We start from the raw sequence: 13,123 nt of genomic DNA on the forward strand, positions 1-13,123 counted from the left end.
ATTTACTTGCTCATAATGCCCACATTATGAAGGAGAAAGAGCTACTTGTGTATGAAAAAAAATGGGGGAATTTTGAAGTTCCCCCGCTCAGCGGAGAGAGAGGGATTCGAACCCCCGGACCTGTAACAGTCAACGGTTTTCAAGACCGCCGCATTCGACCGCTCTGCCATCTCTCCGGCGCAAAAGTACGTTTTGAATCCAAACAGCAAAAAAAATCTTGAAAATCGTTGCTGCACAATTGGTTGTACAAAACTTATCATCACCAAAAAATGATCTATCTTTCGGTATCAACCGTCAAGCAATATCTTAATGACCAGGTGCCAGCTTATTTTTGTCCTGCTGCTGTTTTGCAGGATGAGTTTAGCCCAGGATATGATCAAACACGTCCACCACCGGACAGACTCCACTTTTTTTACTGAAAACGCAGGTCCGCAGCAAAGTGATTACCTGGAAAGCCTCGAACAGGTGTTCCAGGTGTTGAATAAAGTGCCGATCGTGACTTCAAGCTTCCTGAACCTGGATGACATCGAACATGACCTTGGGCAGAATGATTCTGCTGTAGCCATCCTTAAAGAAAGAATGGCGTATACTCATTCCCTGAATATTCGCAGCCTGCAGGTATATAATACGTTGTTGGATAAGCTGGCAGTAACCATGAAGCGTTACGAAGATAACCTGGATGAGTATCGTACAAAATTAGAAGGACTGAAAAAAGAAATACTCGGGCTGAGAAAAGATACCCTGATCGGGCAAATATTTAAAGATACGGCGCTGCATACTGTCTTTACACCACAGTTGAAGCGGTTGCGCAGTAAGTGGCGCGAGGCCGACAGCCTGCTAAAATCCAGTACCAATGTTATCAATAACCTCAAATCCCGTGTTGCTGCAAACAATATTACTATTGCCGATCTCCTGTTCCAGGTAGATGCTATTTCCGACGATTTGCGATATAATGCCTTCGGCAAAGAACAATCGTATTTGTGGGAGCCCCCCTCCTTTTCGGTTGATAGTGGAGCGGTCGAACAGGATAACAGAAGCAGGAGATATACCGGCGAAAAGAAATTGGCCCGTTATTATTTTATGAATACCAGTAATATCCGTTTTTTGCTGGCTATTACCCTTGCCATTTATTTTTACTGGGTCTGGTTTAATTTCCGTAGCCTCAGGCGGTTGGGTAAATTGTCATCCATAAATGAATTTCATTTCCATTATATCAGTCCCCTGCCGGTTATTGCCTGCCTGGTATTTACACTGAACCTTGCCCCGCTTTTCGATCCGCGTGCACCTGCCGTTTATATTGAATATAGCCAGTTGTTGTTGGTGCTGGCATTGGGTATTCTTTTCTACCGGCGATTGCCAAAGCATTATTTTATGCTGTGGTGCATTTTCATTGTATTGTCGTTCACGTTATATTTTGCCGAATCGGGTCACTTACTCGCTACTTATTCCGGGCGATGGGTAAGGCTGATGCTGAATGCTGTTTCTGCAGCACTGGCAGTGTATTTCTTTTTCACCTCTAAAGAAAAACCCGGCCGTTCGTGGCTGGTGCGTTTTGCTGTAATCATCTATCTTGCCTTGCACCTTACTGCTATCGTTTGCAACCTGCTAGGAAGGGTAACATTATCACAAATAGCGGGCTCGACCGCGGCTTTCTCACTTTCGTCGGCTATCGGGCTCATGGTTTTTGTGCAACTGATCACAGAAACATTTTTACTGCAAATTCAAAGCAGCCGGATGCGGAAGAATTACCCGGATTCATTTGAATTTGTGGGTATTGCCCGCTCGATCACGAAACTCATGGGCATTGTGGCTGCCATTGTATGGCTGATTGTAGTTACCAACAGCCTCAATGTATATGATATGCTGGGTGATACACTTTCAGGCCTGTTCAATACCCCTCGAAGCGTGGGCAAAATCAGTTTTACATTCAATGGTATCCTCCTGTTCCTGGGTATTATCTGGATAGCCAACTTCTTCCAGAAATACATCGCTTATTTTTTTGGCGATACCGGCGACGATGCTTCGATAGACGACCGAAACCAGCGTTCCAGGTTGTTGGTTACACGGCTTGTCTTGTTAATTGCCGGGTTCTTCCTGGCTGTGGCGGCTTCCGGATTGCCGATAGATAAAATCACTTTTGTACTCGGCGCTCTTGGTGTGGGTATTGGTCTTGGCCTGCAGGGTATCATTAATAATTTTGTATCGGGCATCATCATTATTTTCGACAGGCCGATCCGTTTAGGCGACACTGTTGAGGTAGGCGGCAAAAAAGGCAGGGTCAAGGAAATCAGCATCCGGTCAAGCACCATCCTTACCGATGAAGGAGCAGAAGTGATCATTCCCAATGGAGATGTGCTTTCGCATAATATCATCAACTGGACATTGAGTAATAACCAGGTGCGCGCAACGTTGTCCTTCAACCTCGACAAGACAACCTACACAGATGCGATACAACCTGACATAAAAGAATTGGTTAAAACAATACCGGGCATATTTCTGCGCAAGGAACCGGAACTGGCCATTGAACACGTGACTTCCAAAGCAGTGCGGTTGAAAGTGAGTTTCTGGTGTACAGACGTTGGTTCATCTTCCGCCACTAGTGCCGCAGCCCGAGAAGCAATTTACAATTACCTGGAGAAAAAAGGTATTGAAGTGTCATAGTTTTCATTAATTTATACCATCAACCATGACTCCAAAAGTATACCGGCTCATTGTTGCTATTTTAGCAATAGCAATCGGACTCTACCCTTCTACGTATCTTTTTGTGCATCAAAAATTTGGATTATTACTATCCAAAAGTGACACCACACTCCATAACGTTTTTTGGAATATTGGTTTTTATACGCACATCAGCTCAGGGGCGCTTGCTCTATTGATTGGTTGGATGCAATTCAATCCCAGACTGCGGGAAAACAGGCTGATGTTACATAGAAATGTTGGTAAAGTCTATATTATAGCTGCTTGTTTGAGTGCATTAGCAGCTGTGTACATCGCATTATATGCCAATGGTGGAATAATAGCTTCGTTGGGATTTATCAGTTTAGGAGTCATCTGGTTCTACACTACTTTGAGGGCTTACTTTGCTATAAGAAACTTGCAGATTATTGAGCACCAAAAAATGATGACATATAGTTATGCTGCTTGTTTTGCAGCGGTAACATTAAGAATATATCTTCCTTTGTTAACGATGTTATTCAACGACTTTATCAAGGCTTATTTAATTGTAGCATGGCTTTGTTGGATACCCAATATGATCGTTGCCTATTTTTTAACCAGGCGGTTGGAAACTAATAAGGGTTAAACTAAAAATCCGCTTAACTGAACACAGTAAGCGGATTTTTAGTTTCAAATTTATTCAGCACCATTCGCTGCTGCATTCAACCAAGTGGCAAAAGTCTTTATGACGTTTGCATCAATATCGATCTGCTCCTGCGCCTCTTTCCAATTACGTTGCTCAATACCTTCACGGATGCCGGGCAATGTTTTAACACCATAGCCGGTATAAAAACCCGGCGCATAAATGGCATGACGGTACCAGCCTCTGCGGGGAAGTCCTTTTTCCATCAGCAATTGCTGTTCGGCCTGGTAGAGCCGGCGATTCAGTTTATTTTGCTGCTCTTTGGTAAGTCCGCCTTTTGTAATCAAAGTCTCCAGTTGTTTACTGGCATTCTCCAGGCCGGTCATCGCATTCTGTAACGCTGCAAAATTCAAGAACGGCACTTCATCTTTTGCGGCAGGAGGCAATTCTTTGTGCAGCGGGTCGGCTGCATAGGCATATTGTTTTTCTTTCAGCAGTTGATTTTCCACTTCAGTGGTCTCGCGCGACTGGTCGGCAAGCGCAATCACTTCCTTCACATAGGTTCCAATGTTTTTATAAAGTGTGGTAAAATCGAAGGGCAATATATCGGCATCGGCCATGCGCAATGTGCTACGGCCTGCAGTTTTAGCAAGGGCTACACCATATTCGAAACTGGAGTCTTTGAAGCGCCGGTAGTTGTCATAAGAATCATATACAGAATGGTATTCACCGCCGGCATCTTCACCACCATAGCCAAGGTTGAGTGAAGGAATGCCCAGATGTTGGATAAAAGGACTATAATCTGAACCGGAACCCAGTGCGCCCAATGCAATTGTTTTTTTCGCCAGCAGCTCTTTTTTGCTTTTGATGTTATTTCCGGCGCTGATGATATCAAATGCCCGCCTTCTTTCCAGTACACTGATGCCTGTTTGCGGATCGCGGACATCCGCGGCAATTTCGTTCATCCAGGGCTCCAATGCATGCGAGCCTTCTGCAAAAAGAAATCCACGGCCATTACCGTCTGAATTGATGTACAATACGAGTTTCTGTTGAAGTTCTGCTGCATGCTCTTCGGCCCATTCGGTAGAACCGAGCAGACTGGGCTCTTCCCCATCCCAGGCGCCATATACGATGGTACGTTTAGGACGCCAGCCCGTTTTTGCCAGCTCGCCGATGGCCCTTGCTTCTTCCATCATAGCTGCCTGTCCGCTGATAGGATCTTCTGCACCATTAACCCAGGCATCGTGGTGGTTGCCGCGCATCACCCACTCATCGGGCAATTCACTGCCCTTCATCACAGCGATCACATCGTGTATTGGTTTGATATCCCAGTTGAAAGCTAATTTAAGGTGTACTGTTGTATTACCGGGTCCTACATGATAAGTAAAAGGAAGGCCACCGCGCCATTCTTCCGGTGCTACCGGTCCTTCGAGCGATTGCAGCAACGGAGCTGCGTCGTGGTAGCTGATGGGCAATACAGGTATCTTTAAAAGATTGCCGGCAGCGCTTCGTTCCAGTCTTTTAGCGTCTTTGGTAGCGCCTGTTCCGGGTGTCAGAGGATCGCCCGGATAAACAGGCATATCCATCACCGATCCGCGTTGCGCTCCATATTCATTCCTGAATGCGCCTTTAGGATACACATCTCCCTGGTAATAGCCATCATCTTTCGGATCGGAATAAATGATACATCCGATAGCGCCGTGTTCCTGGGCCACTTTCGGTTTAATGCCACGCCAGGACCGGCCATATTTTGCAATCACGATTTTCCCTTTCACATCTATACCCATTCGCTCCAGTCGCTCGTAATCGGCAGGAACACCATAGTTCACAAATACCAGCTTACCGGTTACATCTCCATCGGCGCTGAAAGCATTATAGACAGGTAATTGCTCTGCTGTTTGTCCCGATGTAGCATCTTCTTTCAACGGCGGTTCCGCTAATACAGCCTTGTATTTAACAGGACCGGTCATTTCCAGCAATCTTTCTTTGGGTGTAGGAAACAGCACATAAAATGTCTCAACATGCGCATCGAAACCACAGTTTTTAAAATGGTTTAAGATGTACTGGGTCACGGCCTCACCTCCGGGCGATCCTACATGGTGCGGTCTTGCAGAAAGATCTTTGATATAATGATCTACATTTTTGGCCAATAGATAGCTGTCGAACTGCTGTTCTGCGGCTACCTGTTTTGATGAAGTGGTTGCGCTGAAACCTGTCAATGGTTTGTTTTGAGCTGAACCCAATAAACCCGTGTTGAGCAACAATAAGGGCAGGAATAGTTTTTTTCTCATGTCTTGAATCGATTATGATTAATATAGATTGGCATCTTTCAGTACCAGGTCTTGTATCTTCGCTTAAACGGTAATACCTCAACCGGACACTGGAAGCCATTTCATTTTATGAAGAAAAGATATCTTATTTTGAATATACTGTTCCTGTTTTTTTCCTGGCACAGCTTTGCCCAGGCAAAAAAATGGAAGACCGGGATATTAAGAGATGAATTCATCTATCAAAAAGCCTCATTTCCGCAATGCCATGCCGCTACGATTGCTGAAACGAAAGAGGGATTGATTGCAGCATGGTTTGGCGGCAGTTATGAAGGCAGTAATGATGTATGTATTTATACCAGCAGGATGGAAAATGATCGTTGGACAGATCCTGTGCAGGTTGCGGATGGTGTGATCAATGATACGCTCCGTTATGCTTGTTATAATCCGGTATTGTGCCAGGTACCGGATGGTGAATTGTTGCTGTTTTACAAAATAGGTCCTAATGTAGCAGGATGGACGGGTTGGATGATCCGTTCAAAAGACAATGGCCGCACCTGGAGCAAACGCGAGCCCTTACCCAATGGGTACCTGGGACCGATCAAAAATAAGCCTGTAGAGGTAGCGGGAATCTTGATTTGTCCTTCCAGTACAGAGAAAAACGGATGGAAAGCCCATTTTGAATACACCCAGGATATGGGAAAGACATGGGCAAAGTCGCCCGATATCAACGACGGCAAAACCCTGTCGGCCATTCAGCCAAGCATATTGCAATATAAAGACGGAAGCCTGCAGGTTTTATGCAGAAGTCAAAATACTACCATTAACCAATCGTGGAGTTATGACAACGGAAGAACATGGAGCAACATAACAGCAACAGAGCTACCCAACAACAATTCAGGAACAGATGCGGTCTCGCTAAAAGATGGCAGGCAGCTATTGGTGTATAACCACGTAAAGCCACCGGAAACCGCATCTGAAGGCAGGGGCGTAAGAACGCCTTTGAATGTAGCGGTATCAAAAAACGGGGAACAATGGTACGCAACGTTGGTGCTCGAAGATTCCCCAGTCAGTGAGTATTCTTATCCATCTGTTATTCAATCGCAAGATGGAATGGTGCATATTGTATACACCTGGAGGCGTGAAAAAATAAAATACGTAAAGATGGATCCTTCTCAACTCAAAATCCAAAAAATCAAGAAGGGGCAATGGCCGGATTAACTGTTACAGGTGGCAATTGACTATATTTTTGTTATCTTGTATATCCCTAAAATTCAAAACCATGTCTACCCAGGATTTCACCACTACCCTGGTGGTTGATCAGACTCCCCGGGAAGTATTCAATGCCATCAATAATGTTCGTGGATGGTGGTCCGGACAAATTGAAGGCCCTACACATGAACTTAATGATGAATTCAGTTATCGATACAAAGACTTTCATTACAGCAAGCACAAGCTGATCGAAGTTGTTCCCGATAAAAAAATCGTTTGGTTGATTACGGACAGCAACCTGAATTCTTTTACAGATAAAAACGAGTGGAACGGCACAAAGATCAGCTTCGAGATCACAGAAAAAGATGGCAAAACGTATGTCCGGTTTACTCACTGGGGCTTAGTTCCGCAGATTGAATGTTTCGGTGCTTGTTCTAATGCATGGACTGGTTATATTACTCAAAGTTTACGCGATCTGATCGTTACAGGTAAAGGATGGCCTGCACAGCATGCATGATCAAATTCATTTTTAATGCTTCTCTACACATGAATGCACAACCATCACCAGCAGGTCATTGCCATAGAGTTACAGGCACATGGCCACACACCAGATATTGACCGTTCCCTGAGTTTTGAACAGGACGCGGATGATGTGGCAGCATTGCTGCATCAATTGCATGTTGAGAAAGCGGATTTCATGGGTTTCGGCAATGGCGGAACCACCTGTCTGCAGATTGCCATCCGTCATCCGGCGTTGGTGCATAAGCTGGTACTGGCTTCTGCAACATACAAACGAAGCGGTATGCCGCCCGGTTTTTTTGAAGGTTTCCCCAATGCAACACTTGCCAACATGCCGCAGCCTTTGCAGGATGCTTACTTGAAAGCCAGTCCCGGTAACACCAAAGGACTGCAAGCCATGTTCAACCGTGATGTTGCCCGGATGGTGGCATTCAAAGACATCAGTGATGCTGATATCAAATCCATCACAGCGCCTGCATCGGTCATCAATGGCGATAAGGATGTGGTGTTACCCGAACACGCAATGGAATTGTCGCGCACGCTGCCTCATGCACAGTTGAACATCCTGCCCGGCGCACATGGTGAATGCATTGGTGAGATTTGCAGCGCGAATACGGCATTGCCAAAACTTGTTGTTAGTATGATCAATACTTTTTTAAAATAACAGCTACCCACTTCTATCGCTGGTTTAGGGTTCCACTGCAAGTGCTGTTCATCGTATAGACTTATGCAAGCTGTATTGCAGTTCAATGAATTGACAAAATTTTAGCTGCCTTTCAACCAGCCATTTCTTTTTTGGCATCAAATTTTCTGTGATAACAGCTAACCTTGGCTATGACCAAAAACTGTAACACATGAAGAATTTTTCGTTTTCACGTATTTACCTGCCGATTGTTACCCTGTTTGTGATTGGAATGACTGCATCGTCCTGTACAAAATCACTCAATAATCACGATACAGCGCAGACCGCTTTATTGATGGCCTTCAACCTGGCGCCTGATAAACCTGCTGCCGGTTTTTTACTTTCAGGGAACAGTCTTACTTATAATCCTTTGCCATTTGCGGGATATACCGGTGCTTATGTAAATATTTATTCCGGAACCCGTACAGTGGTGGCGTATGATTTCAGCAACAATACCAATATCGATACGGCTACCCGCACTTTTTCACCCCGCAGGTATTATTCCATGTTCCTGACAGGCATTGGTGGTAAATATAAAAATGAGTTGGTGGTGGACTGTTATCAACCGAATACATCGGTGATCAGTGGGATAAAGCGGTTTACCTCAGTCTTCGTTCCGATATCAATAAGAACCTGAGTAAGGAACTGATATCGTTAAATTCCGAGCAGGCCTCTTTGCTTCACAGTTTACAACACAGGCCATCACTTTCTCACATATCGACAATGGTATCGACTTCAGGCAGGTAGATGCACGTGCACCGGCCGCTACGATTACCATGATGGATAAAAACCTGAAAACGCCTTCTATTTTCAAAACAAACCTGAGCTATTACAGATACCTTACCAGCTGGTTAAGGGTAGGCGCCAACTTCTACCTGATGGATCAGAACGTGAAGCGTACGCCTGAATTTTATACCAGTGAAGGAAGAGATATCTATGTGCCAGCCAGCTCTTTGAGTGCAACCAGTACCATGGCCGATTACAACAAAGCCAGGATCACTACCGATTTCAACCAGGTAAGGATGTTCACCAATACACCCTGGGGCTCCAGCTTCTGCGCATTCGTGCTGGATGCAGCAGTCACTTTTGGTAAAGGCGGAACGGTTTCGTTTTCATATACCCGCGGAAAAGCTACCGGTACAGCAATGAAGACCTGAAACATAAATTGGTGTTGGTAGCGCTTACACCTGCTTATTATGGATTTACAGTAAGTTCTTCCATGACTTATTACCAGGGCGATCGTTTCTCTGCCCTGGTTAATACCGATGTGAACGGAGATGGCAATACGAATGCCCTGGCGTTTTATGTGGAATATGAGCATCGCTAAAAGTATCAGCATCGATAAAAAGCAAAAGCTTAATTTCAGGGCAGATATCTTTAACGTGCTCAACCTGTTGAATCACGAATGGGGTGGATACAGATCGGTGATCAATACCAATGCCGGTACCCTTTTCAAAAATACCGTTCCTTATACCATTCAATTGGGTGTGCGCTACAATTTCTAACGTTATGTTGAAACAACTGATCGTTATCTTCTTATTGTGCAGCAGTGCTGGGTTGGCAACAGCCCAGCCTGCTGTTTATACTACGGCCAATGCCCATTCGCACAACGATTATGAGCAACGCCATCCTTTCTGGGAAGCTTACCAGCATGGGTTTGGCAGCATTGAAGCAGATATTTTTCTGTTGGATGGCGAGCCGGAGTTAGTGGTGGCACACAGCATGGAAGAGATCACCATCAAAAAAAGAAGACTGGATTCTCTTTACCTGCTCCCTCTCGTACAATGCATCCGCAAACACAACGGCTATCCCTTTGCCGATACAACCAGGAAACTGCAATTGCTCATTGATATCAAAACCACGCCAGCCCCTGCTTTGCAAAAGCTGGTTGAAACATTGGAGCGGTACCCCGAGTTAACGCATAACCCCTTGGTATGTTTTTCTATCTCTGGTAACCGGCCTGCATCGGATTCTTTCCGGTTGTATCCTTCCTATATTGTATTCGATGCTGAGTTGAAAAAAGATTACGACGGACAGGCATTGCAGAAAGTGAACCTGATGAGCGCCGATCTGAAAAACTATACTGCCTGGAAAGGCATAGGGCCGCTGCCTGCACAAGACAGTATCGTATTGAGCACCGTTATCCACAAAGCACACGCATTGAATAAGCCGGTACGTTTCTGGGGAGCACCCGATACATTGAATGCCTGGAAAATATTGATGCGTATGGGGGTTGACTACATCAATACCGATCATATTGCGGCACTATCGGAAGCGCTGAAAAAGCGGTTATGATTTTTTCTCTTCGTCGGGCAATTTCTCTACCGATACCAGGTCTGACAAGTCTACGTTCATAGGTAATACGCCAATCTGAACAATGGCGCGTTTACCACGTATTTCCTTGACTTCACCCACCTGGTAGTTTTTCTTCAGTTTTACGAGGGAGCCAACGGAAATATGCTGCGTGAGTTCTTTGTATTTCTGGTCTACTTTTTTCGCCAGCTTATTCACCACAATTTCTTCTTTTCGTTTGAACAACAGGTTTTGGAGGTTCTTGATCACCTCGTTCTTGTTCTCCGATTTTTTCCAGTCGAGTACAATTTGTTTGAGCTTTCGCTCCATGTCTTTCAGGTAGGCCAGTCGTTCTTCGGTGATGCGGTTCTGGTTCTTCAATAATTCTACCTGCTGCCGATGGCGTTCTTTATCCATCACCAGTTCCATTTCTTTTTTCAGGCGCTCATTTTCTTTCAGCAGTTTCTGCAGTTGTTTTTTCTCTTTGTCTAATTCCTGCAAATCCTGCTCTGTCCTGTTGAGCAACCTGTCCAGCTTGAAATGATCTTCTTCTACCAGTTTCCTGGCTTTGCTAATGAGGTGCTGCGGCAATCCGATGCGTTCTGCAATGGCAAAAGTATAAGAGCTGCCCGGCTTGCCCACCACCAGTTTATACAAGGGCTGGAGATTTACTTCATCGAATTGCATGGCGCCGTTGATGATGCCCTGGGTATGGTTGGCCATCACTTTCAGGTTCAGGTAATGGGTAGTTACAATACCGAATGCGTGCCTGCGTGATAATTCTTCCATGATCACTTCTGCAAAAGCGCCCCCGAGATTGGGATCACTGCCACTGCCCAACTCGTCGATGAAGAAAAGTGTTTTGCCGTTGGCTGTTTCAATGAAATATTTCATGTGCAGCAGGTGGCTGGAATAGGTACTCAGCTCGAATTCCAGGTTCTGCGTATCACCAATATGGATGAACAGTTGTTTAAAAATACCCATCTCCGAAGTAGGATGCACCGGCACCAGCAGGCCGCTCTGCAGCATCAATTGGTTCAGGCCCAGGGTTTTCATGGCAACGGTTTTGCCGCCGGCATTGGGACCACTGATGACCAGTATCCGGTTGCGCTCATCGAGCGTGAGTGTGAGCGGGATGGTAGATTTTTTCGATGATTTGTTGTACAGCAACAACAGCGGATGATAGGCGTTGATCAGGTGTACCTGCGCTTTATCGGACAGGTTGGGAAGTTCACCGTTCATATCCAGCGCCAGTTTGGCTTTGGCGCGAATGAAGTCGAATTCACCCGCAATGACCAGGTACTGCTGTAACAATGGTGCATGAACGGATAAAGCAGCCGTCAGTGCACGTAATATTCTCTGGATCTCTCGGCCTTCTTCGTGTTCCAGCGCAAAGACCTCGTTATTCAGTTCAATGGTTTCTTCGGGTTCAATGAATGCCGTTTTCCGGCTGTCGCTTTCGCCATGAAGAATACCTTTTACCTGACGCTTGTGTTCAGAAAAAACAGCTACCACCCTCCTGCCGTTGCTGAAGCTTTCATCGATATCGGCCGTATAGCCTGCTTTAGCCAGTTTGCCGATCACTTTTTCGAATACCCGGCGCAGTTCATTGCGTTTGCGGTAAAGGCTCATACGGATATGTTGCAATTCCGGGGAGGCGGTGTCCAGTACATTGCCATTTTCATCCAGCACTTCGTCGATCTTCTCTACGATCTGTTTTTCGTAGTGGGTACCGGCAATGACAGCTGCCATAGAGGGGAAAGCCAGCCTTCGCTCCGAATCAAACCAACGAAAGATAGAGGCGGTGTTCTCACAGAGTTTGCGGATATGCACCCATTGCTCGGCATTGAGCGTAGCGCCCGGAATGCCCAATAACTTGAGATCCTTGGCAATAGGCAATGTAAAATCATTGGGGAAATACTGGCTTTGAAGGAAAAGCTGTTTGTATTCAAAGCTTTGTCTCAGCTCCAGCTCAATATATTCTTTACGTGTATGTATGCGAAGATGGGAAGCTTTTTGCTGTGCATATACTGTTTTACAATGAGCTTCCAGTAAAGACCTGACTTTATCAAATTCCAGCTGAACCAGCGCAGAATCGGGATACAAACGCATGTAAGGTAACTTGTTTTACAAGGGCAAAGGTAATGGGAAGTCGAAGGTTAAAATCCGTAATTTTAACTATCCATAAAAAAACAGGACATGAGAGCATTATTCTTTTTTAGTACATTTTTAATGATTACACTTTCGTCCTGTGCGCAACAACAGCAAAAACTGACAGATATGAATAACGACCCCATTCCTACAGGATTGAAGACAGATACAGCCACTTTCGGTGAGGGGTGTTTCTGGTGTACAGAAGCCTTTTTTCAAAGGCTGAATGGTGTATTAAAAGTTGTAAGCGGATACGGAGGCGGGCACGTGGAAAATCCCAGCTATGAGCAAGTTTGCGATAAAACCACCGGCCATGCAGAACTAGCCAGGATCATTTATGATCCTTCTAAGATAACTTATGATGAATTACTGGAGGTATTCTGGAAAACACACGATCCCACTACGCTCAACCAGCAGGGGAATGATGTAGGCCCTCAATACCGAAGCGTGATCTTTTACCACAATGATGAGCAGAAACAAAAAGCAGAACATTACAAAGCATTGCTCGACAAAAGCGGGGCCTGGACAAAGCCCATTATTACAGCCATTGAGCCGTTTAAAAATTTCTACCCCGCCGAAAATTATCATCAGGACTATTACAACAACAACCAGGAACAAGGCTATTGCCGGTTCGTGATCAGACCCAAACTGGAGAAATTTGAAAAGGTTTTCAAAAACAAATTGAAACATCCCTGATTACCC

General features: G+C 45.2%; 13 protein-coding genes and 1 tRNA gene. 11 read left to right on the forward strand and 3 right to left on the reverse strand.

The genetic code is table 11. The annotated features are described in order from the left end of the window. Nucleotides 1-91 precede the first annotated feature (91 nt). Nucleotides 92-176: transfer RNA gene (locus BLU98_RS13135), tRNA-Ser, on the reverse strand. Nucleotides 177-372: 196 nt separating this feature from the next. On the opposite strand from BLU98_RS13135, the gene BLU98_RS13140 reads away from it, so the two are divergent. Beyond that, nucleotides 373-2,661, forward strand: coding sequence for a mechanosensitive ion channel family protein (locus BLU98_RS13140; RefSeq protein WP_257574976.1), 2,289 nt, complete (start codon nt 373-375; stop codon nt 2,659-2,661). Between the two features lie 25 nt (nt 2,662-2,686). After that, a complete protein-coding gene (locus tag BLU98_RS13145; protein WP_092725318.1) occupies nt 2,687-3,301 on the forward strand; it encodes a DUF2306 domain-containing protein in 615 nt (204 codons plus the stop codon). 50 nt (nt 3,302-3,351) lie between these two features. On the opposite strand, the gene BLU98_RS13150 is transcribed toward BLU98_RS13145, so the two are convergent. Beyond that, on the reverse strand, nt 3,352-5,589 hold the full coding sequence (locus BLU98_RS13150; protein ID WP_092725321.1) for a transferrin receptor-like dimerization domain-containing protein: 2,238 nt from the start codon (nt 5,587-5,589) through the stop codon (nt 3,352-3,354). Nucleotides 5,590-5,697: 108 nt separating this feature from the next. Here BLU98_RS13150 and BLU98_RS13155 point away from each other — a divergent pair, with 108 nt between their 5' ends. From BLU98_RS13155 to BLU98_RS13185, 8 genes are all read left to right on the forward strand, one after another. Beyond that, on the forward strand, nt 5,698-6,786 hold the full coding sequence (locus tag BLU98_RS13155) for a sialidase family protein (protein WP_092725324.1): 1,089 nt from the start codon (nt 5,698-5,700) through the stop codon (nt 6,784-6,786). 61 nt (nt 6,787-6,847) lie between these two features. Continuing rightward, on the forward strand, nt 6,848-7,294 hold the full coding sequence (locus tag BLU98_RS13160; protein WP_092725326.1) for an SRPBCC family protein: 447 nt from the start codon (nt 6,848-6,850) through the stop codon (nt 7,292-7,294). Between the two features lie 33 nt (nt 7,295-7,327). Beyond that, the gene (locus BLU98_RS13165; protein WP_092725328.1) at nt 7,328-7,960 is read left to right on the forward strand and encodes an alpha/beta fold hydrolase; all 633 of its coding nucleotides are present in this window, start codon (nt 7,328-7,330) and stop codon (nt 7,958-7,960) included. Nucleotides 7,961-8,150: 190 nt separating this feature from the next. Further along, complete coding sequence (locus BLU98_RS13170) at nt 8,151-8,615, forward strand: DUF4397 domain-containing protein (protein ID WP_092725330.1); 465 nt, start codon at nt 8,151-8,153, stop codon at nt 8,613-8,615. 139 nt (nt 8,616-8,754) lie between these two features. Next, nucleotides 8,755-9,135, forward strand: a complete 381-nt coding sequence (locus BLU98_RS13175) for a hypothetical protein (protein ID WP_092725333.1) — start codon at nt 8,755-8,757, stop codon at nt 9,133-9,135. Between the two features lie 11 nt (nt 9,136-9,146). Further along, a complete protein-coding gene (locus BLU98_RS17890) occupies nt 9,147-9,305 on the forward strand; it encodes a hypothetical protein (protein ID WP_257574977.1) in 159 nt (52 codons plus the stop codon). After that, a complete protein-coding gene (locus tag BLU98_RS13180) occupies nt 9,292-9,483 on the forward strand; it encodes a hypothetical protein (protein ID WP_092725335.1) in 192 nt (63 codons plus the stop codon). The genes BLU98_RS17890 and BLU98_RS13180 overlap by 14 nt, the downstream gene beginning before the upstream one ends. 4 nt (nt 9,484-9,487) lie before the next feature. Then, entirely contained in the window at nt 9,488-10,273 is a 786-nt protein-coding gene (locus tag BLU98_RS13185; RefSeq protein WP_257574978.1) for a phosphatidylinositol-specific phospholipase C/glycerophosphodiester phosphodiesterase family protein, read from the forward strand. On the opposite strand, the gene BLU98_RS13190 is transcribed toward BLU98_RS13185, so the two are convergent. Then, complete coding sequence (locus tag BLU98_RS13190) at nt 10,268-12,382, reverse strand: endonuclease MutS2 (protein ID WP_092725339.1); 2,115 nt, start codon at nt 12,380-12,382, stop codon at nt 10,268-10,270. The two genes, BLU98_RS13185 and BLU98_RS13190, sit on opposite strands and share 6 nt — an antisense overlap. An 87-nt stretch (nt 12,383-12,469) precedes the next feature. Here BLU98_RS13190 and msrA point away from each other — a divergent pair, with 87 nt between their 5' ends. Next, nucleotides 12,470-13,117 carry a peptide-methionine (S)-S-oxide reductase MsrA gene (msrA, locus tag BLU98_RS13195; RefSeq protein ID WP_092725341.1) on the forward strand — a complete coding sequence of 216 codons (648 nt, stop codon included), beginning with the start codon at nt 12,470-12,472 and terminating at the stop codon, nt 13,115-13,117. Nucleotides 13,118-13,123 lie beyond the last annotated feature (6 nt).

It is taken from the genome of Hydrobacter penzbergensis, from assembly GCF_900106985.1.
Taxonomy (GTDB): domain Bacteria; phylum Bacteroidota; class Bacteroidia; order Chitinophagales; family Chitinophagaceae; genus Sediminibacterium; species Sediminibacterium magnilacihabitans.